Genomic DNA, 23993 nt, shown 5'->3' on the forward strand with positions numbered 1-23993 from the left:
GGCAAGGGCTTCGACGCGGTAGGGGTGCTGTACGGCGCCTACCTACCGGGCCGTGCATCAGGACCTGGCCGCTCTGTCGAAGCTGCTCGCCGACCAGATCGAGGCCCTGAGCCTGGCCGTGCAAGGGGCGCACAACGGCTACCAGGAGACGGACCGGGAGCACCAGCGCCGCATATGGGCGGTCCAGCAGGAAGTCACGAAGCACTACGACCCGAAGCTGGATCCGCACGCGCCCAAGGGCGGCGATCCGGACCACACGGGTGGGGACCATGACAAGGGGGGCATGTGACGTGAAAGGCCAGGAGAACGGAGCGTACCCCGGCCCGGCCAGGCCCACGTTCACGCCGGCCGTGGTTCCCGACTTCGGCACGTACTCCCACGAGCAGCTGCTCGCCATGGTCGAGCACGCCGACGAGCACAAGATCGGGGCCATCGGGCTCAGGCTCCAGGAGGCGGCTCAGACGATCGGTGAGGTGGGGCAGGGGCTCAAGGAGCACATGGTCCGTCTGGAGTGGGACGGCGAGGGCGCACGGGCCTTCCAAGCCTGGGGTGCCGACATGTCCAACGCCACCCTGCATCGGGCCTGGAGGCGTGCCGATGTCACGGACGCCCGTCGCACCGGGCCTGCCCGGAGTCGCTGACGTGCCACCGGCCGGTTCTCGGGGGCCCGCCGACGGCGTGGTGGGCGGGCGCCCTGCCCCCAAGGCTCCTGGTCAGGGCATCCCCACGACGGCCAGGGGCGCCGTCGTCGGTGCCGAGCCCGGAGTCCCGGCGGGGCAGGGACGCCCTGGCATGGGCTACGGTCCCGGTTTCGCGGGCTCACCGGGTGGCGCCGGGGGCGGAGTGGGGAACCGAGCCGGCCGGGCGGGCAGCCGCCGGCTGTCGTCCGAGGGCGGCGGCGTAGTAGGAGGTCAGGCTCCACGCGACGCCTTTTCCGGAGACCGCCCCTTCACCCAGGGCGGGTCCGGCCTGGTCCATGGTTCCGCCGGGGCGAAGTCCGGGCGGAAAGGCGGTATCGGCAGCGGTCGGGCCGAGTACCTCGTCGAGGAGGAGAACCCGTCTCACGGGGGACACGGCACCCATCCCCCGTCGTCGACTGAACTCACCTGAGGAAGAGGGCGTTTCCGCAGATGACCGGGTACAGGAACCCCACTCTCAGGACGGTTATACGCGGTCTCGCCACCGCACTTTTCCTCCTGCCGGTCCCCGGTGGATCAGCTTGGGCGGACACGGTAAGGGACCACCAGTGGTACCTCGACGGCATGCACGCCGAGGAAATGTGGCGGACCAGCACGGGATCCGGAGTGACGGTAGCCGTGATCGACAGCGGCGTCGACGACGGCCTTCCGGACCTGCGCGGACAGGTACTGCCCGGCAAGGACTTCCTGCCTTCCGGGACTGGTGCCCACAAGGACGCCGTGGGGCACGGCACCTCGATGGCGGTACTCATCGCAGGGACCGGCGAAGGGCCGGAGAATTCGGCGACCAAGGGCCTGGCGCCCGGGGCGAAGATCCTTCCCTTACGCGTGCTGAGTCACGTCGACGGGTGGGCGGCTCAGAACGAGGCCGTCGTCCGCGCCATCCGCTACGCGGCCGACTCTCCGGCGAAGGTCATCAACATGTCGTTCGGTAACCCGGGCCAGGGCCGACCGATGGAAGAGGCAGTGCGGTACGCCCTGTCCCGGGGCAAGTTGCTGTTCGCCTCGTCGGGAAACGAAGGGCGCGAGGGGAACCCGGTCGAGTATCCAGCGGCCTTCCCGGGTGTGGTGGCCGTCAGCGCGATCGACAAGGACGCGCGTGTGACGGCGGAATCGGTGCGAGGGCCGCAAGTCTCCTTGGCGGCCCCGGGGGATGACATGTTCCACAGTTGCCCCGGAAGCACCGGCATCTGTCGCAGCCACGGCACCAGCGCCGCCAGCGCCCTGGCCTCCGCCTCCGCCTCCGCCGCCCTCCTCTGGTCCGCCCACCCGGACTGGACGGCCAACCAGGTCCTCCGTGTCCTGATCAACACCGCCGGCGGCCCGAAGAGCGGCGAGAGGCGGAGCGACACGCTCGGTTACGGCGTGGTCCGGCCGCGGGTCGCCCTGAAGGATCCGGGTGATCCCGGGCCTGCGGACGTCAACCCGCTTACCGGAGCCGGTGGTTCGGGCATGGCCGTCAAATCGGTACCGGACCGGTCGGACGCCCGGGCCGGTGACGCCTCCTCGGTGGGAGCCGCCCGTGAGGTGGGGGGCGGCGGGGGGACGAGTACCACGACCTGGGTGCTGCTGGGGGCGGGGGGCGCGTTGGCCGTCGGGGCCGGGGGCGTGGGGACTCTGGTGGTCGCGAGGCGGCGTCGGGCGAAGCCCGGTTTCGGCCGCCTTCCCATGGGTGAGCGCTGAGGGGGCCGGTAGCCGGGCGCTCCCGGACACGTTCTCACACCACCGGCATCGCCGTCAGGCTCCCGTCCGAGGACAGGAACACGCGGTTGCCCGAGCCGACGAGCCAGGGGGAGACGCTGCCGCGCCAGGGGTAGGACCAGAGGGGTTTGCCCGTCTGTTTGTCGAGGGCCAGGGCGGCGGAGGCGCTGCCGCCGGTGGCGGTCCAGAGGGTTCGGGCCTGGACGGCGGGGGGTGTGAGGGGCGGGTAGGCGCGGTCGTCCAGGCGGTGGGTCCAGATGGTCCTGCCGGTGCGGCGGTCGAGGCAGTGGACGGTCGGGGTGTCCACGGCGTAGAGGAAGGAGCCGTCGACGGCCGGGCCCGACCAGCCCTGGTACGAGCAGGTGCCGCCGCTCACCGTGGGGCTGGTCCGGAAGGAGGCGGAGGGCAGGGACCAGAGCTTCCCGCCGTCGTCCAGGCGGTGCGCGGCCAGGGTCTTGCCGCCGAGGTACACGATGCCGTCGCGGACCGCCGGCATCACCGCGTCCTGGGCGTCGGGTCGTTGGGTGAGTTTCCACGCGGTGCGGCCGGTGGCGGTGTCGAGGGCGTGGACGTCGCCGTTCTTGCCGTAGACGACGAGGCGGTTCCGGGCGGGGACCGCCAAGGCGGCCTCGGAGTGGTCCGGTTCGCGGTCCGGGTGGGGGACGGCCCAGCGGACCGTACGGGAACGGATGTCGAGGGCGCTGATCCGGGTGGGGCGCATGGCCTCGGCGCCGTCCACGAAGTACACCGTCTCGTCGTCCATCGCGAGGACGTGGTCCGCGTCGACCGACGCGCTCCAGCGTTCGTCGCCCGTGGCGGCGTCCAGTCCGACGAGCCGGCCGTGGTCGAACGGGGTCGCCACGATGCCGGAGCGGCCCGCGAAACGGCCGTAGTGCTCGCTCTTCACCCGCCACTTCGGTTTGCCGTCGCGTACGGAGAAGGCCGCCAGGCCGTCGCTCGTCACGGCGAGGACCAGGTCGCGCACGGGCAGCGGGGCGGGGGCGAAGGGGAAGGTGGTGACGGGCCCCCAGAGTTCGGCGGGCGGGCGCCCTTCCTCGTACTGGCCGGTCGTCAGGGGTTTGGCGTCCCAGGGGTGGGACGAAGGTGGCGGGTCGAACTTCAGGGACTCGGCAGCCGGGTGTTCGCCGCGGAGGAACCACCACGCCCCCGCGCCGCCCGCCGCGGCCACCGTGGCGCCGCCCGCCACGAGGGCGGTGACGAGGCGGCGGCGGGAGGGGCCGGACGCGGTGGCGGGAGCGGCGGTCAGGGTGGCCAGTTCGCGGGCGGCGGTCTCGCGGCGGGTGATGCCGGCGGCGAGGGGGCCGCGGCGCCAGACGCGGTCGGCGCCCTTGGGCGGGGCCATCGCGGTGGCGATCAGCGCGGGCCGCGGGCGGTGTTCGGGTTCGCGGGCCAGGCAGGGCGCGATGAGGGCGTGCAGCGGGGCGGGGAGGCCCGCCAGATCCGGTTCCTCGTGGACGACCTTGTACTGGACGGACGCCACGTCCGTACCGTCGTAGGCGCGGCGGCCGGTGGCCGCGAAGGCGAGTACGGCGCCGAGCGAGAACACGTCGCCGGGCGGGCCGACGCGCCGGCCGAGCACCTGCTCGGGGGCGCCGTAGCCGGGGGTGACGGGGTTGGTGCCGGTGGTGGTGAGGGTGAGGCCGTGCTCGGGGCGGGCGATGCCGAAGTCGATGACGCGCGGGCCCGAGGAGGTCAGGACGATGTTGGACGGCTTGATGTCGCGGTGCACCAGGCCGGCGGCGTGGACGTCCCCGAGGGTCCGCGCCAGCGCGGCGCCCAGGGCCCTGACCCCTGCCTCGTCGAACGGCCCGTGCTCCTCGACCGCCTCGGTCAGCGTCGGCCCGGCCAGGAACTCGGTGGCGATCCACGGCCGTCCGCCCTCCGTCCACGCCCCGAGCACCCGCGCGACGCCCGGGCTCGTCACCGCCCGCGCGGCCTGCGCCTCGCGGACGAAGCGCTGCGCCATGTGCGGGTCGTGGGCCATCTCCGGGTGCAGCACCTTGACGGCGGCCGCGGCCCCGGCGGCGTCCCGGCCGAGGTAGACCTTGCCCATGCCGCCCGCGCCGAGCACGCCGACGAGACGGTAGGGACCGAGGCGGAGGGGGTCACCGGTGGTGAGGGGTTCCATGGAATGACGGGCCTGTCCGGACGGGGGGAGCTGCGCACACGAGGTCGCCTCTTACGCGGCCGATTCTCCCGGTGGCCGTCCGGGGACGGGCAGGCGGGGGCGTCTCCCCGCCCGTCTCCCCGCCGTCACCGCGCGATCGAGAGGACGACGAACCACGTCGCCATCAGCATCATGAGGGCGGTCATCCAGGCCATTGGGCCGTTCTCGCGGCGGGAGGCCAGGCCCCAGGTACCGAGGAGAGCGGCGGCGGGAGAGGCGAGGCCCGGCGTCCAGAACACGGCGTTCTGTCCCGCGACCGTGCAGATCATCCCGGTGTCACCGGTGGTGCAACCGTCGCTTGCCATCACGGAGATGGGCAGGGTCGTGAAGGTGAACGCGGCGAAGAGCCACAGGGCCACGCCGCCGAGGAGCTTCAGGAAAGCCGTGCCGGCGCTGGACGCGCCTTCCGGCGCCTGGTGGGTGTCGGCCGATGTCATGCCCGTCACGCTACGAGCGGGGGGCCGGCCCGGGCATCCGTACGACCGCCCTGACGGCGAGGAGCCGGGCGTGAGTACGGGTACTCAGATGCCCTGGCAGGAGAGGCCGTGACGGGATTCGAACCCGTGTAACTCGCTTTGCAGGCGAGCCCCTGAACCACTCGGGCACACGGCCGTGTCGTGCTCTGTCCCCGACGATAGGGAGGGCGCCCGGCGGGCCACAACAGGCGGGCGGCGGCTGCCACATGAGTGTCACACCGCGTTCACGGCCGCGGTCCTCAGTGGCTCAGGAAGTCCTCGACCAGGGGGCGGAACATCTCCGGTTCGTCGACCCACGGGTAGTGCCCCACCCCGTACAGCGTCCGCACCTCCGTGCGGGCCGCGGCGGGGAAGGACGCCGCGACCACTTCTCCGGCGCGGACGCCCGTGATGGCGTCGCGGTCGCCGGTGACGACGAGGAGGGGGAAGGGGGCCGAGCGGAGGTGGTCGAGGAGGGCGCGGCGGGCGGGTTCGTCCACGCCCTGCCAGAAGGCGATGCGGGGGACGGGGTGGAGCTGGCCGTCCTCCGTGGCCGCGTGCGCCTGCTGCGGAGCGTCCCAGCGGCCGTAGCCCATGGGGGCGGCGCGCCGGAGGAGGGCGCGGGCCTCGGTGAAGTCGTGGGTGTCGGCGAGGGAGTGGACGGCGACGTAGGCGTCCACCCACCAGTCCTCGGTGGCGCGCGACTCGAAGATCTCCTCGGCGTCCGTGGGCAGTTCGCCCTGGAGGCGGGAGCCGGGCGCGACGAGGACGAGGTGGCTGACCCGGTGCGGGTAGAGGGCGGCGTACGCCTGGGCGGTGGCGCAGCCGGCGTCGTGGGCGAGGAGGGCGAAGCGGTCGAGGCCGAGGTGGCCGCGGAGCGCCTCGACGTCCTCGGCGAGGGCCGGGAAGGCGTAGCCGCGCGGGTCGTCGGCGGGCGGGGAGTCGCCGGTGCCCCGGCTGTCGGGGACGACGAGGGTGTGCCGGGCGTCGAGACCGCCGAGGTCGCCCAGGTAGGCGGCGTCCCGGCCGGGGCCGCCGGCGAGGCAGACGACCGGCGGGCCGGGGTCGTCGGCGGTGCGCGCTTCCAGCACTCGGTAGGCCAGTTCCGCCGCGTCGTACGAGACGTAGCGTGATGTGTGAGCTGCGTGAGGCGCCATATGTCCACCATGCCTCAAAGGTCCGTTGATCCAGAAGTCATTCAAGCCGGATCTGCCCGCTACCCCAAATTCCGCTTATGATTCCGGCGTGTTCGACTCCCGGCACATCAAGACGTTCCACGCGGTGGTCGCGGCCGGTTCGTACTCCGCCGCCGCGCGGGCCCTCGGCTACACCCAGCCCGCGATCACCCAGCAGATGAAGGCCCTGGAGCGGTCGGTCGGCACCCCGCTGTTCACCCGCGTCGGCCGCCGGATGCGGCTCACGGAGGCGGGAGAGGCGCTGGCGCGGCACGCCGAGACGATCCTGGACACCCTCACCGTCGCCCAGCAGCAGATGAGTTCGCTGACCCGGCTGCGGGCCGGGCGGGTGCGGGTCTGCGCCTTCCCCAGTGCCGGCGCCACCCTCGTCCCGGAGGCCCTGGCCCGGCTGGCCGCCGACCACCCCGGCGTCCGCGTCGAGCTGCTGGAGGGCGAGCCGCCCGACTCGCTCCGCCGGCTGGTGCGCGGCGAGTGCGACATCACCCTCGCCTTCACCTACCCCGGGCTGCACGACGAGGTGCCGGACGAGCTGGCGGAGATACCGCTGCTGGAGGACCAGCTCACCGTGCTGCTCCCCGCCGGGCACCCGCTGGCCCGCCGCCGCGCCGTGGGCCTGGCCGATCTCGCCGACGAGCGGTGGATCGCCGGCTGTCTGCGCTGCCGCACCAACTTCCTGCACGAGTGCGCCGAGGTCGGCTTCGCCCCCGACATAGCCTTCACCACCGACGACAACCTGGTGGTGCAGTCCCTCGTCGCCGAGGGGCTGGGGGTGGCGATGATGCCGGGGCTCGTGCTGTCGTTCCTCCGCCACGACCGGATCACCGGCCGGGCGCTCGACCCCGCCTCCCGGCGCCGGGTCTCCGCGTACGTCCTCCGCGACCACCTGCGCGTTCCCGCCACCGCGCTGGTCCTCGACGAGCTCAAGGCCGCGGCGGCGCGGCGGGTGGGGTGCTGAGCGGTTCGTCCCACGGGCCGGGCTGCCGTCTCACTCGCCGGGCTGTCGTCCCACCGGCCTGGCCGCCGTCCCACGCCCGGCCGCCGTCCCACGGGCTGGTGACCGTCTTCCGGCCGGTCGCCGTCTCCCGCGCCGGCCCCCCCGGCCCCCGGGTCGCCGCCCTCTGGCCGCCGTCCCCGCGCCGGCCGCCGTCTCCCCGAGACGCCCCGCCCGGCCGGCGCTTCCGCCCGATCCATAAGCGGGAGTTGGGTCCCGGCCAACAAACTGTCGTTGGACGTGATGGATCACGCCCCCGACCCTGCCCGTATGACCACTCCTACCGCAGCCCCGACGACCGCCCGCCTCCGCGGGCTCATCGACGACGTCCGGGAGGCAGTGGGCCGCGGCCTGCCGCCGGACACGACGGCCTACCTCGTCGGCGAGCGGCTCGCGGGCCACCTCGGCTCCGACGACCTGCTCACCCCCGAGCAGTGCGAGGGCGACCCCGAGCGCTACCGCCAGCACATCCTGCACGCGGAACCGGACGGCAGCTTCTCGCTCGTCGCCCTGGTCTGGCTGCCGGGGCAGCAGACCTCCGTCCACGACCACGTCTCGTGGTGCGTCACCGGCGTCCACCAGGGCGCCGAGAGCGAGCGCCGGTACCGGCTCGTCCCGGACGGCACGAGCTGCCGGCTGGTCGCCACCGAGGACGTCGTCAACGCGCAGGGCGACGTCTGCGGCTTCGCGCCCCCCGGGGACATCCACCGGGTGCGCAACGCCTGTTCGTCCACCGCGATCTCGATCCACGTCTACGGCGCGGACATCGCGCGGCTGGGCTCCAGCGTGCGGCGCGTCTACCACCTGCCCGCCGACGAGCTGTGATGGGGGAGCGGCGGAGAGCGAGCCGGATATACCAGATCATCCGGTCATATAGGGTTTACCGGCCGTACGAGCCGGAACAGGAACACCAGGGGGAACAGCCGTCATGGCGGTGATCAACGCGCGGCCGGGCGCTGCCCGCACCGGAACGGCCGCCGCGCCCCCCGGCAAGCTCCCCGGACTGGCCATGGCCGTCCTCGGCGTCGCCCTGGCCTGGACGGTCCACCGGCTCGTCCCCGCCGTCCCCATGCTCACCGCGGCCGTGGTGCTCGGCATCGCCGCCGCCCACCTGCCGGGCGTCAAGGCCCGGGTGCGGGGCGTCGGACGGCCGGGGCTGACGCTCGCCGGAAAGCGGCTGATGCGCGTCGGCGTCGTCCTCCTCGGGCTGAAGCTGAGCATCGGCGACGTGCTCGGGGTCGGCTGGGCGACGGTGGCGATGGTGCTCGTCGTCGTCACGGCCACCTTTTTCGGCACGCTCTGGCTCGGCCGCCGGCTCGGGCTGCGCGGCGACCAGCCGCTGCTGATCGCGACCGGCTACTCGATCTGCGGTGCCTCCGCGATCGGCGCGGTCAGCGAGGTCTCCGGCAGTGACGAGGAGGACGTCGCCACGTCCGTCGCCCTCGTCACGCTGTGCGGGACGCTCGCGATCGCCGTGCTGCCGCTGCTGCACCACCCGCTCGGGCTCGACGACTCGCAGTTCGGGCGCTGGGTCGGCGCGGGCGTGCACGACGTCGGCCAGGTGGTGGCGACCGCGCAGACGGCCGGGCCGACGGCGCTCGGCGAGGCCGTCCTGGTGAAGCTGATGCGCGTGGCGCTGCTGGCACCCCTGGTGGCGGCCGTCGCCGTGTCCGTGAGCCGGCGGCGGGCCCACGCCCGGGCGGCACTCGCCGATGAGGGGCCGGCCGACCAGCAGAAGCGGCCCCCGCTCGTCCCCCTCTTCGTCCTCGGCTTCCTCGCCATGGTCGCCGTGCGCAGCACCGGACTCGTGCCGGGCGGTGTGCTCGACGGCGCCCAGCACGTCCAGGAACTGCTGCTCGCCGCCGCCCTGTTCGGGCTCGGCAGCGCGGTCCACCTGCCCTCGCTGGTACGGACCGGGGGGCGGGTCGCGGCGCTGGGGCTGTGCTCGTGGGTGGTCATCGCGGGGGTGTCCTACGCGGGCGTGCTGCTGACGACGTGACCATCCTCGGATGACGGCGTGACGATGCGCGGATCGCGGGGCTCGTGTGACTCCGGAGGTAGGGCGAAGGGATGAGGCCGAAACGGTTCCGGAGCCAGAGGCGGTCCGCACGGCCCCTCCCTACGCTGCATCGCATGAGCACCGCCGACTCCATAACCCCGCCGCCGGACCCCGTCTCCGTCACCCCGTCCCCGTCTCCGGCCGCGTCCGCCACCGCGTCCCCGCCGGACGACGAAGGCGGTGTGCTCGGCCGCCGCTACCGCGGGCTCACCTTCGGCATCATCTCCGTGATCTCGCTCATCGCCTTCGAGGCCAGCGCGGTGAGCACGGCCATGCCGATCGCCGCCCGCGCGCTCGACGGCATCGGCCTCTACGCCTTCGCGTTCTCCGCCTACTTCACGGCGAGCCTGTTCTCCATGGCGCTCTCGGGGGAGTGGAGCGACCGCTCCGGCCCGCTCGGGCCGCTGTTCACCGGCATCGCCGCGTTCGGCGCCGGACTGGTCCTGGCGGGCTGCTCGCAGGACATGTGGATGTTCGTGGGCTCCCGCTTCGTCCAGGGGCTGGGCGGCGGCATGGTGGTCGTCTCGCTGTACGTGGTCGTGGGCCGCGCCTACCCCGAGCGGCTGCGGGCGAAGATCCTCGCCGCGTTCTCGGCGGCCTGGGTGGTCCCGGTCCTGGTGGGCCCCGTGGTCGCGGGGTCGGTCGCCGAACGGCTGAGCTGGCGCTGGGTCTTCCTGGCGATCCCGGTCCTCGTCCTGCTGCCGCTGCTGATCATGCTGCCGGCCCTGCGGAAGCTGCCGCGCACCGACCGCGGCGGCAGCGTGGACCGGCGGCGCGTGCTGCTCGCGCTGGCCGTCGCCGGCGGTGCCGGGCTGCTCCAGTACGCCGGGCAGGACCGTACCTGGCTCGCCCTGGTCCCGGCCGCCGCCGGGCTCGCTCTGCTCGCGCCGTCCATCGTCAGGCTGGTGCCGAAGGGCACGTTCCGGGCCGCGCGCGGGCTGCCGTCCGTGGTGCTGCTGCGCGGCGTCGCGGCCGGCGCCTTCCTCGGCGCGGAGAGCTTCATCCCGCTGATGCTGGTCAGCGAGCGCGGCCTGTCCGCCACCGCCGCCGGCCTCTCCCTGACCGGCGGCGGCCTCGCCTGGGCCCTCGGCTCGTTCACCCAGAGCCGCTCCGGCCTGGAGCGGCACCGGAACCGGCTGATGGGCCTGGGCATGGTGCTCGTCGCGGTGTCCGTCGCGCTGGTGCCGCTGGTGCTGATCGACGGGGTGCCGGTCTGGCTGGTGGCCGTCGCGTGGATCATCGGCGGCTACGGCATCGGACTGACGATCTCCAGCAGCGGCATCCTCGTCCTCTCCCTGTCCCGCCCCGGCGAGGAGGGGGTCAACTCGGCCGCCCTCCAGCTCTCCGACGCGCTCGGCAACATCGTCCTCGTCGGCGCGGGCGGCGTCCTCTTCGGCGCCTTCGGCGGCGGGACCGTGGCCACGGACGGCGACGCGGCCGACGCGGCGGCTCCGCCGGCCGCCTTCGTCTCCGTCTATGTGACGCTGGCGGCGGTGGCCCTGGCCGGCGCCTGGATCACGACCCGGCTGCGGCCGGCGGCGGAGGGAACGGCCGTCCGGGAGGACGGCGGTTCGGCGAGCGGCGTCGAGCGGAAAACCGGTACCGCCCCCGCCCGTTGACGCCCTAGCGTTCGCACATGTCCCTGAACCTCCGCCTCGACGACGACCGTACGGCGGCGCTGTGCGAGCGCGCCCGCCGGGAAGGCATCACTCCGCGGGCCGCCGCCCTGCGCGCGGTGGACGAGTACCTGTCCGCGACCGACCGCCGCGCCCGCGTCCGGCGGACGGCCGGCCGGCAGGCGGAGGTCTGGCGCGAGCTCCTGGACCGGCTCAAATGACCACCGCCAGGGCCGACTGCCTGACCCCCGAGGACGCCCTCGTCGTCGCCGGCTGCGCCTGTGCCGGGGACACCGAGGTCGTCGTCCGCGACGCCGGCGGGCTGGCGTCCGCCCTGCACCGCCCGGCGGCGGAGATGTACGGGCACGAGGTGCACCCGGAGCTGATCGGCAAGGCCGCGGCGCTGCTCCAGGGCCTGGCGATCAACCACCCGCTGGTCGACGGGAACAAGCGCACCGCCTGGCTGGCCTGCGTCACGTTCCTGGCCCTGCACGGCGTGGAGCTCCGGCGGGACGTCGACGCCGCCGAGCGGCTCGTCCTCGACGTCACGACGGGCCGGGTGCGGGACGTGGCGGAAGTCTCACGGCGGCTCGGGGAGCTGCTCGCGGGCTGACGGGAGGTGGCCGTCGGCCGTGCCCGCCAGGGCCTGTCCGAAATGATCCGGAACCGGCCGGAACCGGTCGGGACCGTCTGAGTGCTCGCGCGGGCGGACGGTCCCCGGCCCGGCCCCGGTAGGCTGACGCGGTTGTCGTTTACCGATTTCTCAAGGCCCCGATCCAGCCGACGGAGACCGTGACTACCACCACAGCCAACCACCATCTCTCGCCCGCCTTCCCCGGCCGGGCCCCCTGGGGTACCGCGAACAAGCTGCGCGCCTGGCAGGAGGGCGCGATGGGGAAGTACATCCAGGAGCAGCCGCGCGACTTCCTCGCCGTCGCCACCCCCGGCGCCGGCAAGACCACCTTCGCGCTCACCCTCGCGTCCTGGCTGCTGCACCACCACGTCGTCCAGCAGGTGACCGTCGTCGCCCCGACCGAGCACCTGAAGAAGCAGTGGGCGGAGGCCGCCGCCCGCATAGGCATCAAGCTCGACCCGGAGTACAGCGCGGGTCCGCTGGGCCGCGAGTACCACGGCGTCGCCGTGACGTACGCGGGTGTCGGCGTACGTCCGATGCTGCACCGCAACCGCTGCGAACAGCGCAAGACGCTCGTCATCCTCGATGAGATCCACCACGCCGGCGACTCCAAGTCCTGGGGCGAGGCGTGCCTGGAGGCGTTCGAGCCGGCCACCCGCCGGCTCGCCCTCACCGGCACGCCGTTCCGCTCCGACACCAACCCGATCCCGTTCGTCACCTACGAGGAGGGCAACGACGGAATCCGGCGGTCCGCCGCCGACTACACCTACGGCTACGGCAACGCCCTCAACGACGGCGTCGTCCGCCCGGTGATCTTCCTCTCCTACAGCGGCAACATGCGCTGGCGCACCAAGGCCGGCGACGAGCTGGAGGCCCGGCTCGGCGAGCCGATGACCAAGGACGCGATCAGCCAGGCGTGGCGCACCGCGCTCGACCCGCGCGGCGACTGGATGCCCAATGTGCTGCGCGCCGCGGACCGCCGGCTCACCGAGGTCCGCAAGAGCATCCCGGACGCGGGCGCCCTCGTCATCGCCTCCGACCAGGACTCGGCCCGCGCCTACGCCAAGCTCCTCCGCGAGATCACCGGCGAGGGCCCGACGGTCGTCCTCTCCGACGACTCGGGGGCGTCGCAGCGCATCGACGACTTCGCGGCGGGCGACTCCCGGTGGATGGTCGCCGTCCGCATGGTGTCCGAGGGCGTGGACGTGCCCCGGCTCGCGGTCGGCGTCTACGCGACGACGATCTCGACGCCGCTGTTCTTCGCGCAGGCGGTCGGCCGCTTCGTGCGGTCACGGCGGCGCGGCGAGACGGCGTCGGTCTTCCTGCCGACCATCCCCATGCTGCTCGGCTTCGCCAACGAGATGGAGGTGGAGCGCGACCACGTCCTCGACAAGCCCAAGAAGGAGGGCGAGGAGGACCCCTACGCCGAGTCCGAGAAGGAAATGGCGGAGGCGGAGAAGCAGCAGGACGAGGACACCGGCGAGCAGGACATGCTGCCGTTCGAGGCCCTGGAGTCGGACGCGGTCTTCGACCGGGTGCTGTACAACAGCGCCGAGTTCGGCATGCAGGCCCACCCCGGCAGCGAGGAGGAGCAGGACTACCTCGGCATCCCCGGGCTGCTGGAGCCGGAGCAGGTGCAACTGCTGCTGCAGAAGCGGCAGGCGCGGCAGATCGCGCACAGCAGGCGGAAGCCCGACGAGGAGGCCGACCTGCTGGAGATGCCGGCCGAGCGCCGGCCCGTGGTCACGCACAAGGAGCTGCTGGAGCTCCGCAAGCGGCTGAACTCCCTGGTCGGCGCCTACGCGCACCAGAGCGGCAAGCCGCACGGCGTGATCCACACCGAGCTGCGCCGCACCTGCGGCGGGCCGCCGAGCGCCGAGGCCACGGCCGGGCAGCTGAACGAGCGCATCAAGAAGGTGCGCGAGTGGGCCACGCGCATGAAGTGACGTGAGCGGCTCGCGGTCCGGGCGCCCGCGGTGAAACGGTTCGTTGATCGTCCGTTTCTCAAATACTCTGCGGGGCGCCCGGATTGTGGGCAGACTCTTCCGGAGAGCGGACCGGCTCGCTACCGTGCCGGTCACGTACACGCCCCGTGGCAGCGCCGCCGCGGAGCGCGGCCGGTGGTATGCGTCAAGGAACGTATGCGTCAAGCGACCCGGCGGCCTCTCCTCGCGCGCTGCCGGACGGGACCGGAAGCGCAACCCCACCGCGATGGGAGCCCGCCTTTCATCGGAGGAGGGGGCGTCGTGACCGCGGAGACTTCGCAGACGCTCGACAGAGGACTGCGTGTCCTGAAACTGCTCGCCGAGACCGATCACGGGCTGACCGTCACCGAGCTGGCCAGCCGGCTCGGCGTCAACCGCACGGTCGTCTACCGGCTGCTCGCCACGCTGGAGCAGCACGAACTCGTCCGCCGGGACATCGGCGGCCGGGCCCGCGTCGGGCTCGGCGTCCTACGGCTCGGACGCCAGGTCCACCCACTGGTCAGGGAGGCCGCGCTGCCCGCGCTGCGGGCGCTCGCCGAGGACGTCGGGGCGACGGCCCACCTCACGCTCGTCGACGGCGCGGAGGCGCTGGCCGTCGCCGTCGTCGAGCCGACCTGGACCGACTACCACGTCGCCTATCGCGCCGGGTTCCGCCACCCCCTGGACCGCGGCGCGGCCGGCCGGGCGATACTCGCCGCCCGGGCCGGCGAGGTCGACAACCCCGGATACGCCCTGACCCACGGCGAACTGGAGACGGGCGCCAGCGGCGCCGCCGCCCCCCTGCTCGGGGTGAGCGGCATCGAGGGCAGCGTCGGGGTGGTCATGCTCACCGACGCCGTACCGCACCGGGTCGGGCCGCGGGTGATGGAGGCGGCGAAGGAGGTGGCCGACGCGCTCCGGTGAGGGCGCTCCGGTGAGGGCGCGGCTCCCGGTGGTGCGGTGGTGAACTAGATTCGCGGTATGCCACTTTCGTCTCCGTCCGCGTGGTCCCGCCGCACCCGGACCCTCGCCGTCTGCGCCGTGCCGGTCCTGGCGCTGCTCGTGACCGCCGCGTTCGCGCCGCTGCCGTTCACGATCGCGAGACCCGGCTGGACGGTGAACGTCCTCGGCGACCACCAGGGCAAGCCGGTGATCACGGTCAGCGGCGCCGAGGCCCGGCGCACCAGCGGTCAGCTCCGCATGGTCTCGATCATCGCGACCGGGCCGGACGCGGAGATCACGCTGCCCGAGGTCGCGTCGGACTGGTTCCGCACGGACCGGACGGTGATGCCGCACGACTCCGTGTTCCCGCCCGGGAAGTCGGACAAGGAGACGGAGGAACGGAACGTCGAGGAGATGAAGAAGTCGCAGGACTCGGCGGTGCGGGCCGCTCTGCGGCATCTTCACCGGTCGCCGTCCGATGTGAAGGTCAGTCTGAGCCTGGGCGACATCGGGGGGCCCAGCGCGGGGCTGATGTTCACCCTCGGGATCATCGACAAGCTCGACGGGGACGGGCGGGGTGGTGACCTCACCGGGGGGCGGACGATCGCGGGGACCGGGACGATCGATCCTGATGGGTCGGTGGGGCCGGTGGGTGGTGTGGGGCTGAAGGTGCAGGCCGCCGGGCGGGACGGGGCCGGGGTGTTCCTGGTGCCGAAGGCGCAGTGTGCGGAGGCTTCGGCGGGGGCGCCTTCTGGCTTGCGCCTTGTTCCGGTACGGAAGCTTGGGGATGCGGTGGAGTCGTTGCGGGCGTTGGCGTCCGGGGGGTCGGTGCCGCGTTGTTGACGCGGTGGGGTGTGCCCCGGTCCCGCCCCTTCGCCGTTTCCTGGGGCTGCGCCCCAGACCCCCTTTTCGCGGCTTCGCCGCTCGTCCTCAAACGCCGGACGGGCTGATATAGCCCGTCCGGCGTTTGAGGACAACCGCGCGGAGCGCGGTTTCAGGGGGTCCGGGGGCTTGCCCCCGGGAATCGGCGAAGGGGCGGGACCGGGGCACACCTCACCCCCCGGCAGCCTGCCGCACCAGCGGAATGATCCGCAGCGGCACCGCATCCTCCATCACGATCGCCGTCGAGGCCCGCACGATCCCCTCGATCCCCACCACCTTGTCGATCACCCGCTGCAAATCCGCGTTCGACCGTGCGACGAGCCGGCAGAGCATGTCCCCGTGCCCGGTGATGGTGTGCAGCTCCAGCACCTCGGGCACCCCGGCGAGGTGGGACCGCACGTCCGGCCCTTCGCCCTGCTTGATCTCCAGGGTCGCGAACGCCGTCACGGGATAGCCGAGCGCGGCCGGGTCCACGTCCGGGCCGAAGCCGCGGATGACGCCCTGGGAGAGCAGCCGGTCCAGCCGGGCCTGGGCCGTCCCCCGGGCCACCCCCAGGCGGCGGGACGCCTCCAGGACGCCGATGCGCGGTTCCTGTGCCAGCAGCTCGATCAGCCTGCCGTCCAAACGATCGATCGCCACAGCCGACCCCTCGTGGTCACCATGTACAGAACGTCCGGCGGTCCCGGGCGTTCACTGTGCAGGTTGCCCAGCGAAAACAGAAACTATTGCGCACCTTGTGGATCGGCGAGACGCTGCGCGTATGACGCAGACCACAGAACACGCCTTTGACACCGCTCGGCAGGCCGACCCCTTCCCGGTCAAGGGGATGGACGCGGTGGTCTTCGCCGTCGGGAACGCCAAGCAGGCCGCGCACTACTACGCCTCGGCCTTCGGCATGAAGCTGGTCGCCTACTCCGGACCGGAGAACGGCAGCCGGGAGACGGCGAGTTACGTCCTGGAGTCGGGCGGTGCCCGGTTCGTGTTCACCACCGTCATCAAGGCGGCCACCGACCGCGGCCGCTTCCTCGCGGAGCACGTGGCCGAGCACGGCGACGGCGTCGTGGACCTGGCGATCGAGGTGCCGGACGCCCGTGCCGCCTACGCCTACGCCGTCGAGCACGGCGCGCGGGGCCTGGAGGAGCCGTACGAGCTGAAGGACGAGCACGGGACCGTCGTCCTCGCCGCCATCGCCACCTACGGCCAGACCCGCCACACCCTGGTGGACCGCTCCGGCTACAGCGGCCCGTACCTGCCCGGCTTCGCCGCCGCCACCCCGGTCGTGGCGCCGCCCGCCAAGCGCAACTTCCAGGCCATCGACCACTGCGTCGGCAACGTCGAACTCGGCCGGATGGACGAGTGGGTGGAGTTCTACCACCGGGTCATGGGCTTCACGAACATGAAGGAGTTCGTCGGCGACGACATCGCCACCGAGTACTCCGCGCTGATGTCCAAGGTCGTCGCGGACGGCACCCGGAAGGTGAAGTTCCCGCTCAACGAGCCCGCGATCGCCAAGAAGAAGTCGCAGATCGACGAGTACCTGGAGTTCTACGGCGGTCCCGGCCTCCAGCACATCGCGCTCGCCACCAACGACATCGTCACCACCGTGCGGCAGATGAAGGCGGCCGGCGTCGAGTTCCTGGACACCCCGGACAGCTACTACGACACCCTCGGCGAGTGGGCCGGCGAGACCCGGGTGCCCGTGGAGACGCTGCGCGAGCTGAAGATCCTGGTGGACCGCGACGAGGACGGCTACCTGCTGCAGATCTTCACCAAGCCGGTCCAGGACCGCCCGACCGTCTTCTTCGAGATGATCGAGCGCCATGGCTCCATGGGCTTCGGCAAGGGCAACTTCAAGGCCCTCTTCGAGGCCATCGAGCGCGAGCAGGAGAAGCGCGGCAATCTCTGAGCCGGCCCGGAGCCTCTCCCGGAGCCCCTTGAGGCCCACCCCCCACCCGGCGCGGTCCCGCCCTTCCCGGCGGGGCCGCGCCGCGCCACGCGATCTCCCCCGGGCCGCCGGGGGGTGGGAAGGTGAACGCATGGGCGATCTGATCAGTCTCCTGCGCGAAGGACTCCCCGAGAGCGCGGTCCTCACCGACCCCGACGTCACCGCCTCCTACGCCAACGACATGGCGGGCTTCTGCCCGGCCGGCGCCCCCGCCGTCGTCGTCCTGCCGCGGACCGTGGACCAGGTGCGGCACGTGATGCGCACGGCGACCGCGCTCCGCGTCCCCGTCGTGCCACAGGGCGCCCGCACCGGCCTGTCGGGCGCGGCGAACGCCGTCGACGGCTGCGTGGTGCTGTCGCTGGTCAAGATGGACCGGATCCTGGAGATCGACCCGGTCGAGCGCATCGCCGTCGTCGAACCGGGCGTCGTCAACGCCGTGCTCTCCCGCGCCGTCCTGGAACACGGGCTGTACTACCCGCCGGATCCGTCCAGCTGGGAGCAGTGCACCATCGGCGGCAACATCGGCACCGGGTCCGGCGGCCTGTGCTGCGTCAAGTACGGCGTCACCGCCGAGTACGTGCTCGGTCTGGACGTCGTCCTCGCCGACGGCCGGCTGCTCACCACCGGCCGCCGCACCGCCAAGGGCGTGGCCGGCCTCGACCTGACCCGGCTGTTCGTCGGCTCCGAGGGCGGCCTCGGCGTCGTCGTCCGGGCCGTGCTCGCGCTCCGCCCGGCCCCGCCCGCGCAGCTCGCGCTGGCCGCCGAGTTCCCGTCCACCGCCACGGCCTGCGAGGCGGTCCGCCGGATCATGGCGCGCGGGCACGCGCCGTCGCTGCTGGAGCTGATGGACCGCACCACCATCCGGGCCGTCAACTCGCTGACCGGCATGGGCCTCCCGGAGTCCACGGAGGCCCTGCTCCTCGCCGCCTTCGACACCCCCGACCCCGGCCCCGACCTCGCGGCCGTCGCCGAGGTGTGCACCGCCGCGGGGGCCACCGAGGTCGTGCCCGCCGACGACCCGGCCGAGTCCGAACTCCTGCTCCACGCCCGGCGCGTGGCGCTGCCGGCCCTGGAGGCGCTGAGCCCGGCCACCATGATCGACGACGTGTGCGTACCGCGCGGGCGCCTCGCCGCGTTCGTCGACGCCACCAGCGTCATCGCCGAGCGGCACGGCCTCACCATCGGCGTCTGCGCCCACGCCGGCGACGGCAACACCCACCCCGTCGTCTGCTTCGACCCCGCCGACGAGGACGAGACGCGCCGCGCCCGCGAGTCGTTCGACGAGATCATGGCGCTCGGGCTGGCGCTCGGCGGCACGATCACCGGGGAGCACGGGGTGGGGCTGCTGAAGAAGGAGTGGCTGGCGCGGGAGGCCGGGCCGGTGGCGATGGAGATGCAGCGGGGGATCAAGGCGGTGTTCGATCCGCTGGGGATCCTCAACCCGGGCAAGGTGTTCTGAGGGGTGCCCAGGTGCTCCGGGGGTACGGGGACCGGGCCCGGCCCCCGTACCCCCGCTCCCCTCAGGTCCCCTGCGCCAGCAACTCCCGCAGCCCCTCGTCCAGTCCGAGCCGCTCCCGTTCCGCCCCCAGCGGCACCAGCCGCAGGGTGCCGGCCAGCCAGCCCGCCACCTCCTCGGCCGGCGCCTGGAGCAGCGCCTCCCCGTCCGGCGAGGTCAGCCCCACGCACACCACCGACCGTCCCCCGCTCCGCGCCGGCCACACACGGACGTCCCCCGTACCGCTGGCCCGCCGCAGCCCCTCCGTCAACAGCTCGCGCCCGAACGTCCAGTTGACCGGCTCGTCCGACGTCACATGGAAGGAGATCCGTACGGCGTACGGATCCTCCGCCCGGTAGTGCAGCCGCGCCGGCACCGGAACGCGGTGCCCCGGCGACAGCACCAGGTCGATCTCCAGGTCTCGCTCCACCACGGAATACATGAAGTGCGCCCTCTCGCTCCGTTCCACTGCCCGGTGCGCGGTCTCTCGCGAACCGGGTCCGCACAGAACAGAGCGGACCGGCCCCGGGTCATGACGCGACTTCGCACCGCCTCCTCGCCTGCTCGCGCGTCTCACCCTCCACACCACCCGCGTGCGGCATCGCGTGGTGCTCCCGGTCGCACGTGTGAGTGGTTCCGTCGGCAACGCATCCCACGGAGGAATGCCGTCTGGTAGACCTGTTGGCCGCGCCCCGGGTTGTCTTTTGCGCATAGATGTCACAGGGAAACGCGTCCGCGGTCGCGGGCACGGGCACCGGAGCGGTACACAGGACACCACGCCAGTGCGGCAGACTTCCTGACATCCCAGCACGGCCGAACAGATACGGGACACCGGAGACCATGAGCGCACCCATCCCGGGATCCGCCGGCAGCAGCCCCGGCGCCGGCTTCTACCCGGACCCGTCCATCCCCGGCTACATCCGCTACTGGAGCGGCACCGCCTGGGTCCCCGGGACGAGCCGGCCCGCGCCCGCCGACGGCGAGCCGCTGCCGGCGCCGCCGCCCGGTCTGCCCGTGCCGCCGCCGGCCGTTCCGCAGGGCCCGACGCCGCCCGCGCGGCAGGGCCCGGGACCGTCCACGCCACGGCGGACCGGCGCCGCCTCGTCGAACGAGACGGGGCCGGTGTTCCTGGACGAGGAGCCGGTGGCGGGAGCCGTCGACGGTGTCCGTGACGCACGTGATGCCCATGGCGCTCGTGACCCCTGGGGCGCCGGGAGCGGCCGGGCGGACGGGCGCGTCGGCGGGAACGGCTATGGGGACGGGTACGAACGGGGGTACGGCGGTGGGGCCGTCCCGGGGGCTCCGGCGGCCTCGCCGTCCGGAGTGTCCGCAGTACCCGGGGCGCCCGGAGCGTCCGGGGTGCCCGGTGGCTGGGGCGGGGTCGGGCCCGTGGCGGAGCGTTCCGTCCCGGGCGGCCGTGATCCGCGGCTGCCGGACGCCGCGGGGCCGCGGGGCGGCCAGGGGACCGTCGACCTCGGCGGACGGCCCGCCCCTGCGGCGCCGGGCGGCGGGGAGGCGTGGCACCGGGAGCCGGACGCGACGCCCCGGCCGGTGACGGCGCGGCCGCTTCCGCAGCAGGCCCAGGACCCCGCCCGGGGCCGGCCTCCGGCTCCGGCCGGGCAGCACGGGCAAGCGCAGGCACACGGGCAGGCGCAGGGCGTTCCGGGACAGTCGCCCTACGGCGGCTGGACATCGCAGCAGCCTCAGCAGTCCCAGCAGCCTCTGCATCAGCCGCAGTCTCAGTTCGCCCCCCAGCACCAACCGCAATCGCAGCAACCTCAGCAATCGCAGCAACCGCACCAGGCCCAGCAGCCGCAGCAGGCCGCCCACCAGGCGCCCCCGAAGCCACAGCCGCAGCCGCAATCACCACCGCAGGCGCAGCCGCAACCGCGGCCACAGGCCCAGTCCCTGCCCGTGCAGCAGTCGGCCGCCGCCGCCCCGCCCCCGGCGTCCGCGCGGCAGACGGCTCCCGCCGCTCCCCAGCCCGCACCCGCCTCCCCGCCGGCGTCCCCCGCGCAGCCCCTCCCCGTCCAGCAGGCCGCGCCCGCCCCGCAGGCGGCCCCCGCGCCGTGGAAGCCGCCGGCGGAGAACCCGTTCCTGCTCGCCGCCCGACAGGAGGGCCGTCCGGCGGGGCTCGGGCGGCGCCTCGCGGCCCGGCTGATCGACACGGTCGTGCTCGGCGGAGCCGTCGCCGCCGTCGCGGTGCCGCTCTGGGCCAGGGCCGTGAGCCACATCGACGAGAAGGTGGACCGGGCCAAGCGCTCCGGCGAGACCGTCACCGTCTGGCTGCTCGACGGCACCACCGGCACGTACCTCGCGATCGTCCTCGCCGCCCTGCTGCTCGGCGGCGTGCTCTACGAGGTCCTGCCGACCGCCACCTGGGGCCGCACACCGGGCAAGAAGCTCTGCGGGGTGCGGGTCCTGGGCATCGCGTCGCACGACACCCCGTCGTTCGCCGCCGCGCTGCGCCGCTGGCTGGTGTACAGCCTGCTGGGCGTGGTGGCCGTCGGGGTGCTCAACGCGGTGTGGTGCCTGTTCGACCGCCCCTGGCGGCAGTGCTGGCACGACAAGGCGGCCCGCACCTTCGTCGCGTCGGGCCGCGGCTGATCGTCAGGCCGGGGCAACTCGAACGGCATACGGTCGGATGCGGCGGCCCGTCCTCCGGGGTGTACTCGGGCCATGAGCACGGACCAGCCGCAGGACGACGACCCGTTCGGCAAGAAGCCGCCGGAGGACCTCCCGCCGTACGGGGGAGCGCCCGGCGGCGGCCCGCCCGCCGGCGGCCCCCACGGGGGCGGCCAGTACGGTCCCGGCCCGGGTCCCGGCCCCGGTCCCGGCGGCCCCTACGGCGCCGGGGGACCGCCCCCGCACGGCGGTCCGGGCAACCCCTACGGGGACGGGTTCGGCGCGGCGGACCCGCTGGCGGGCATGCCGCCGCTCGCGAGCCGCTTCAAACGGCTGCTCGCCCGGATCATCGACTTCCTGATCGTCTTCGTCCCGGTCAGCCTGATCTACTCGGCGTTCGTCTGGGACCACTGGGACCCGTCCCAGGACAACACCAAGAACACCGGCCTCAGCGTCCTCGTGGCGATCGTCTACTTCCTCTACGAGGGCCTGATGCTGACGGCCCGTGGGCAGACGGTCGGCAAGATGGCGATGGGCATCCGCGTGGCGATGCTGGAGAACGGCGCCGTGCCCCGGAACGCGCCGGGCTGGATCCGCGCCGCCGTCTACTGCCTGCCGTGGGTCGTGCCCTGCTGCGGACCGCTGTTCTGGCTGGTCAACGTCCTCTGGTGTGCCTGGGACAAGCCGTATCAGCAGTGCATCCACGACAAGGCGGCCAAGACCGTGGTGGTCTCAGCCGTGCAGTGAGTGCTCGCTCACCCGGTCGCTCACCCGGCCGCCCAGCCGCTCGCCCACGCGCGCGCCCGCCGGCCGCGCCCGGGCGGGCCGGCGCACGGGGGGCTGCACCGCCTCCGCCCGTGGGCTCCGGCGCGCGCCGGGCACCAGCGCGGCCACGAGCAGGCCGAGCGCCAGCGCGCCCAGGGCGACGACGGCGGTCCCGGCGCCCGAACTCGTCCGTGACAGCAGCAGCATGAGGAGGGTCGAGAGAACAACGGTGGCCGAGCCGTAAACGATCTGTGCTGACGTCGGACGCGGCATGACGGAATCCGTCCTCGGGGGGGATGGTGGGGTGCAGAGCCGACAGGTACGTACCGCAAAAAGACTCTACGGTCCTGTCTGCCCTAGGGGAACGGCCGGTAAGCACGCCCTTGCCCACCGTCCCGAGGCGTGAGAGGCGCGGGGCGTGGCCGATCCGCCCGGGTGGTGGGCCGGACGCGCCCGCGTAACCGCTCGCGGCAGGCGCCCCCACTACTGACAGCCGCCTCCCGGCCGGCCGGAGGAGGCGCCGGGCGGTGGTCGGCCCGGAGCCGCAAGATCATTCGCGCTGCGGATAAAGCGCCAGGTCAGAGCCGTTTTTCCGGATTTCCCTGGCGGGTCGCCGTCGATGGGGGTTGGATGCGGTGGTGACGGTCCCTTGTTGACACGGGGACCGACCCGGAGGCTCCACGGAGGGTGATGCGGATGGCCGGCGGCGGATTCGTCAAGCTCCCGGACGGCAGTGTGGTCGTCGCCCTGTCCCTGCCCAGCCCGCCCGGCGGCGAGGCGCGGCCGGGGACGCGGGTACGGGTCCTGGTGCACGCCGCGAACCGTCAGCGGGCGCTCACCCGGGTACGGAATCTCGGCCTCCGGGCGGTCTTCCTCCGCGGGAACAGCGAACCGCCGAGCCCGGACGAGGTGAGCGCCGCGCTGCACCATCCGGACGGGCTGGTGTGGCGGTCGGCGCCGGAGGACGAGACGGAGTGGTGGCATCCGATAGCGCGGCTGCTCCGCCGCCCGGCGGGAGCCGCCTGAGCCCCGGGGGCCGGCCCGTCAGCCCACCACGGGCTTGCCCATCAGCTCCACGCCCGCCCCGCGCAGCTCCTCCAGGGCGGTGTCGACGGTCTCCCGGGCCACGCCCGCCGTCAGGTCCAGCAGGACGGTCGTGGCGAATCCCTGCCGGCGGGCGTCCAGCGCGGTCGCCCGGACGCAGTGGTCGGTGGCGATGCCGACCACGTCGACCTCCGCCACGTCCCGGGCGTGCAGCCAGTCGGCGAGGCCGGTCCCGTTCTCGTCCGCGCCCTGGAAGGCGCTGTAGCCGGCCGCGTAGGCGCCCTTGTCGAACACCGCGCCGATCGCGCCCGAGGCGATGGCGGGCGCCAGGTTGGGGTGGAAGCCGCTGCCCTCGGTGCCGGCCACGCAGTGGACGGGCCACGAGTCGACGTAGTCCGGGTGCTCGGAGAAGTGGTCTCCGGGGTCGATGTGCATGTCGCGGGAGGCGACGATGTGGGCGTAACCGGCGGTGGCCTCGCCCACCAGGTCGGTTATCGCCGCCGCCACGTCGGCGCCGCCGGCCACCGCGAGGGCGCCGCCCTCGCAGAAGTCGTTCTGCACGTCGACGATGATCAGTGCACGGTTCATGGCGCTTGATCCTTTACGGAAGGGCCCTCGGCCGACGGTGCGGAAGACGTTACGGAGCCGGCTGCTTCGCTCCGGCCGCGACCCGGGACCGCGGCGGCCGCGACGCTGTTCGACTCTCTGTGACCGAGGGTAGTGAGTCCCCTGGGACGGGGGGAGGGGCACAGGGGGCGGTCGGAGGTACGCCGACGGTGCGTCGGCGACGGAC

General features: G+C 73.4%; 24 protein-coding genes and 1 tRNA gene. 17 read left to right on the forward strand and 8 right to left on the reverse strand.

Annotated features, from left to right (window positions below):
• The first annotated feature begins 52 nt into the window (after positions 1–52).
• The 3 genes from ACH4PU_RS26555 to mycP all read left to right on the forward strand — a co-directional run bounded on the left by ACH4PU_RS26555 (position 53) and on the right by mycP (position 2381).
• A complete protein-coding gene (locus ACH4PU_RS26555; protein ID WP_398276959.1) occupies positions 53–289 on the forward strand; it encodes a hypothetical protein in 237 nt (78 codons plus the stop codon).
• Position 290: 1 nt separating this feature from the next.
• Positions 291–641, forward strand: a complete 351-nt coding sequence (locus tag ACH4PU_RS26560; RefSeq protein WP_398276962.1) for a hypothetical protein — start codon at positions 291–293, stop codon at positions 639–641.
• Positions 642–1262: 621 nt separating this feature from the next.
• Entirely contained in the window at positions 1263–2381 is a 1119-nt protein-coding gene (mycP, locus tag ACH4PU_RS26565; RefSeq protein WP_398276965.1) for a type VII secretion-associated serine protease mycosin, read from the forward strand.
• 34 nt (positions 2382–2415) lie between these two features.
• On the opposite strand, the gene ACH4PU_RS26570 is transcribed toward mycP, so the two are convergent.
• The 4 genes from ACH4PU_RS26570 to ACH4PU_RS26585 all read right to left on the reverse strand — a co-directional run bounded on the left by ACH4PU_RS26570 (position 2416) and on the right by ACH4PU_RS26585 (position 6199).
• A complete protein-coding gene (locus ACH4PU_RS26570) occupies positions 2416–4548 on the reverse strand; it encodes a PQQ-binding-like beta-propeller repeat protein (RefSeq protein ID WP_398276968.1) in 2133 nt (710 codons plus the stop codon).
• A gap of 125 nt (positions 4549–4673) precedes the next feature.
• A complete protein-coding gene (locus ACH4PU_RS26575) occupies positions 4674–5024 on the reverse strand; it encodes a hypothetical protein (RefSeq protein ID WP_398276971.1) in 351 nt (116 codons plus the stop codon).
• Positions 5025–5127: 103 nt separating this feature from the next.
• Positions 5128–5199, reverse strand: a tRNA-Cys gene (locus ACH4PU_RS26580).
• 103 nt (positions 5200–5302) lie between these two features.
• Positions 5303–6199 carry an alpha/beta fold hydrolase gene (locus ACH4PU_RS26585; protein ID WP_398276974.1) on the reverse strand — a complete coding sequence of 299 codons (897 nt, stop codon included), beginning with the start codon at positions 6197–6199 and terminating at the stop codon, positions 5303–5305.
• Positions 6200–6287: 88 nt separating this feature from the next.
• Here ACH4PU_RS26585 and ACH4PU_RS26590 point away from each other — a divergent pair, with 88 nt between their 5' ends.
• The 9 genes from ACH4PU_RS26590 (at position 6288) to ACH4PU_RS26630 (ending at position 15287) form a co-directional block, all read left to right on the forward strand.
• Positions 6288–7193, forward strand: coding sequence for a LysR family transcriptional regulator (locus tag ACH4PU_RS26590; RefSeq protein ID WP_004950592.1), 906 nt, complete (start codon positions 6288–6290; stop codon positions 7191–7193).
• A 306-nt stretch (positions 7194–7499) separates the two neighbouring features.
• Positions 7500–8054 carry a cysteine dioxygenase family protein gene (locus ACH4PU_RS26595; RefSeq protein ID WP_185944205.1) on the forward strand — a complete coding sequence of 185 codons (555 nt, stop codon included), beginning with the start codon at positions 7500–7502 and terminating at the stop codon, positions 8052–8054.
• Between the two features lie 103 nt (positions 8055–8157).
• Entirely contained in the window at positions 8158–9228 is a 1071-nt protein-coding gene (locus ACH4PU_RS26600; RefSeq protein WP_398276979.1) for a YeiH family protein, read from the forward strand.
• Between the two features lie 134 nt (positions 9229–9362).
• On the forward strand, positions 9363–10907 hold the full coding sequence (locus tag ACH4PU_RS26605; RefSeq protein WP_398276982.1) for an MFS transporter: 1545 nt from the start codon (positions 9363–9365) through the stop codon (positions 10905–10907).
• 17 nt (positions 10908–10924) lie between these two features.
• Positions 10925–11125, forward strand: a complete 201-nt coding sequence (locus ACH4PU_RS26610; protein WP_398276985.1) for a CopG family transcriptional regulator — start codon at positions 10925–10927, stop codon at positions 11123–11125.
• The gene (locus tag ACH4PU_RS26615) at positions 11122–11517 is read left to right on the forward strand and encodes a type II toxin-antitoxin system death-on-curing family toxin (RefSeq protein WP_398276988.1); all 396 of its coding nucleotides are present in this window, start codon (positions 11122–11124) and stop codon (positions 11515–11517) included. Before ACH4PU_RS26610 ends, ACH4PU_RS26615 begins: the two co-directional genes overlap by 4 nt.
• Positions 11518–11696: 179 nt before the next feature.
• The gene (locus ACH4PU_RS26620) at positions 11697–13484 is read left to right on the forward strand and encodes a DEAD/DEAH box helicase (RefSeq protein ID WP_398276991.1); all 1788 of its coding nucleotides are present in this window, start codon (positions 11697–11699) and stop codon (positions 13482–13484) included.
• Positions 13485–13784: 300 nt separating this feature from the next.
• The gene (locus ACH4PU_RS26625) at positions 13785–14426 is read left to right on the forward strand and encodes an IclR family transcriptional regulator (RefSeq protein WP_185944208.1); all 642 of its coding nucleotides are present in this window, start codon (positions 13785–13787) and stop codon (positions 14424–14426) included.
• 57 nt (positions 14427–14483) lie between these two features.
• Positions 14484–15287, forward strand: a complete 804-nt coding sequence (locus tag ACH4PU_RS26630; RefSeq protein WP_398276994.1) for a hypothetical protein — start codon at positions 14484–14486, stop codon at positions 15285–15287.
• A 210-nt stretch (positions 15288–15497) separates the two neighbouring features.
• Here the strand turns inward: ACH4PU_RS26630 and ACH4PU_RS26635 are convergent, their stop codons facing one another.
• A complete protein-coding gene (locus ACH4PU_RS26635) occupies positions 15498–15965 on the reverse strand; it encodes an Lrp/AsnC family transcriptional regulator (protein WP_398276997.1) in 468 nt (155 codons plus the stop codon).
• A gap of 121 nt (positions 15966–16086) precedes the next feature.
• On the opposite strand from ACH4PU_RS26635, the gene hppD reads away from it, so the two are divergent.
• Entirely contained in the window at positions 16087–17232 is a 1146-nt protein-coding gene (gene hppD, locus ACH4PU_RS26640; RefSeq protein ID WP_398277000.1) for a 4-hydroxyphenylpyruvate dioxygenase, read from the forward strand.
• A gap of 130 nt (positions 17233–17362) precedes the next feature.
• Entirely contained in the window at positions 17363–18730 is a 1368-nt protein-coding gene (locus ACH4PU_RS26645; protein ID WP_398277003.1) for an FAD-binding oxidoreductase, read from the forward strand.
• Between the two features lie 61 nt (positions 18731–18791).
• Here the strand turns inward: ACH4PU_RS26645 and ACH4PU_RS26650 are convergent, their stop codons facing one another.
• Positions 18792–19208 carry an SsgA family sporulation/cell division regulator gene (locus ACH4PU_RS26650; RefSeq protein WP_398277006.1) on the reverse strand — a complete coding sequence of 139 codons (417 nt, stop codon included), beginning with the start codon at positions 19206–19208 and terminating at the stop codon, positions 18792–18794.
• Between the two features lie 398 nt (positions 19209–19606).
• On the opposite strand from ACH4PU_RS26650, the gene ACH4PU_RS26655 reads away from it, so the two are divergent.
• Positions 19607–21373: an RDD family protein gene (locus ACH4PU_RS26655; protein WP_398277009.1), complete on the forward strand. Its 1767-nt coding sequence runs from the start codon at positions 19607–19609 to the stop codon at positions 21371–21373.
• A 72-nt stretch (positions 21374–21445) separates the two neighbouring features.
• A complete protein-coding gene (locus ACH4PU_RS26660; protein ID WP_398277012.1) occupies positions 21446–22138 on the forward strand; it encodes an RDD family protein in 693 nt (230 codons plus the stop codon).
• On the opposite strand, the gene ACH4PU_RS26665 is transcribed toward ACH4PU_RS26660, so the two are convergent.
• Positions 22124–22429, reverse strand: a complete 306-nt coding sequence (locus ACH4PU_RS26665; protein WP_398277015.1) for a hypothetical protein — start codon at positions 22427–22429, stop codon at positions 22124–22126. The genes ACH4PU_RS26660 and ACH4PU_RS26665 overlap by 15 nt on opposite strands.
• Positions 22430–22852: 423 nt before the next feature.
• Here ACH4PU_RS26665 and ACH4PU_RS26670 point away from each other — a divergent pair, with 423 nt between their 5' ends.
• A complete protein-coding gene (locus ACH4PU_RS26670) occupies positions 22853–23182 on the forward strand; it encodes a hypothetical protein (protein ID WP_398277018.1) in 330 nt (109 codons plus the stop codon).
• An 18-nt stretch (positions 23183–23200) separates the two neighbouring features.
• Here the strand turns inward: ACH4PU_RS26670 and ACH4PU_RS26675 are convergent, their stop codons facing one another.
• Positions 23201–23788, reverse strand: coding sequence for an isochorismatase family protein (locus ACH4PU_RS26675; RefSeq protein WP_185944228.1), 588 nt, complete (start codon positions 23786–23788; stop codon positions 23201–23203).
• Positions 23789–23993: the final 205 nt, after the last annotated feature.

This window comes from Streptomyces sp. NPDC021100 (assembly GCF_044333095.1).
Classification (GTDB): domain Bacteria; phylum Actinomycetota; class Actinomycetes; order Streptomycetales; family Streptomycetaceae; genus Streptomyces.

What these genes read in the sequence shown, in the direction of transcription:
- ACH4PU_RS26570 (WP_398276968.1), bottom strand. Translation starts at nt 4,548, where the DNA reads ATGGAACCCCTCACCACCGGTGACCCCCTCCGCCTCGGTCCCTACCGT.
- ACH4PU_RS26610 (WP_398276985.1), top strand. Translation starts at nt 10,925, where the DNA reads ATGTCCCTGAACCTCCGCCTCGACGACGACCGTACGGCGGCGCTGTGC.
- ACH4PU_RS26615 (WP_398276988.1), top strand. Translation starts at nt 11,122, where the DNA reads ATGACCACCGCCAGGGCCGACTGCCTGACCCCCGAGGACGCCCTCGTC.
- hppD (WP_398277000.1), top strand. Translation starts at nt 16,087, where the DNA reads ATGACGCAGACCACAGAACACGCCTTTGACACCGCTCGGCAGGCCGAC.
- ACH4PU_RS26630 (WP_398276994.1), top strand. Translation starts at nt 14,484, where the DNA reads ATGCCACTTTCGTCTCCGTCCGCGTGGTCCCGCCGCACCCGGACCCTC.
- ACH4PU_RS26645 (WP_398277003.1), top strand. Translation starts at nt 17,363, where the DNA reads ATGGGCGATCTGATCAGTCTCCTGCGCGAAGGACTCCCCGAGAGCGCG.
- ACH4PU_RS26650 (WP_398277006.1), bottom strand. Translation starts at nt 19,208, where the DNA reads ATGTATTCCGTGGTGGAGCGAGACCTGGAGATCGACCTGGTGCTGTCG.
- ACH4PU_RS26595 (WP_185944205.1), top strand. Translation starts at nt 7,500, where the DNA reads ATGACCACTCCTACCGCAGCCCCGACGACCGCCCGCCTCCGCGGGCTC.
- ACH4PU_RS26600 (WP_398276979.1), top strand. Translation starts at nt 8,158, where the DNA reads ATGGCGGTGATCAACGCGCGGCCGGGCGCTGCCCGCACCGGAACGGCC.
- mycP (WP_398276965.1), top strand. Translation starts at nt 1,263, where the DNA reads ATGCACGCCGAGGAAATGTGGCGGACCAGCACGGGATCCGGAGTGACG.
- ACH4PU_RS26575 (WP_398276971.1), bottom strand. Translation starts at nt 5,024, where the DNA reads ATGACATCGGCCGACACCCACCAGGCGCCGGAAGGCGCGTCCAGCGCC.
- ACH4PU_RS26675 (WP_185944228.1), bottom strand. Translation starts at nt 23,788, where the DNA reads ATGAACCGTGCACTGATCATCGTCGACGTGCAGAACGACTTCTGCGAG.
- ACH4PU_RS26655 (WP_398277009.1), top strand. Translation starts at nt 19,607, where the DNA reads ATGAGCGCACCCATCCCGGGATCCGCCGGCAGCAGCCCCGGCGCCGGC.
- ACH4PU_RS26670 (WP_398277018.1), top strand. Translation starts at nt 22,853, where the DNA reads ATGGCCGGCGGCGGATTCGTCAAGCTCCCGGACGGCAGTGTGGTCGTC.
- ACH4PU_RS26605 (WP_398276982.1), top strand. Translation starts at nt 9,363, where the DNA reads ATGAGCACCGCCGACTCCATAACCCCGCCGCCGGACCCCGTCTCCGTC.
- ACH4PU_RS26585 (WP_398276974.1), bottom strand. Translation starts at nt 6,199, where the DNA reads ATGGCGCCTCACGCAGCTCACACATCACGCTACGTCTCGTACGACGCG.
- ACH4PU_RS26660 (WP_398277012.1), top strand. Translation starts at nt 21,446, where the DNA reads ATGAGCACGGACCAGCCGCAGGACGACGACCCGTTCGGCAAGAAGCCG.
- ACH4PU_RS26665 (WP_398277015.1), bottom strand. Translation starts at nt 22,429, where the DNA reads ATGCCGCGTCCGACGTCAGCACAGATCGTTTACGGCTCGGCCACCGTT.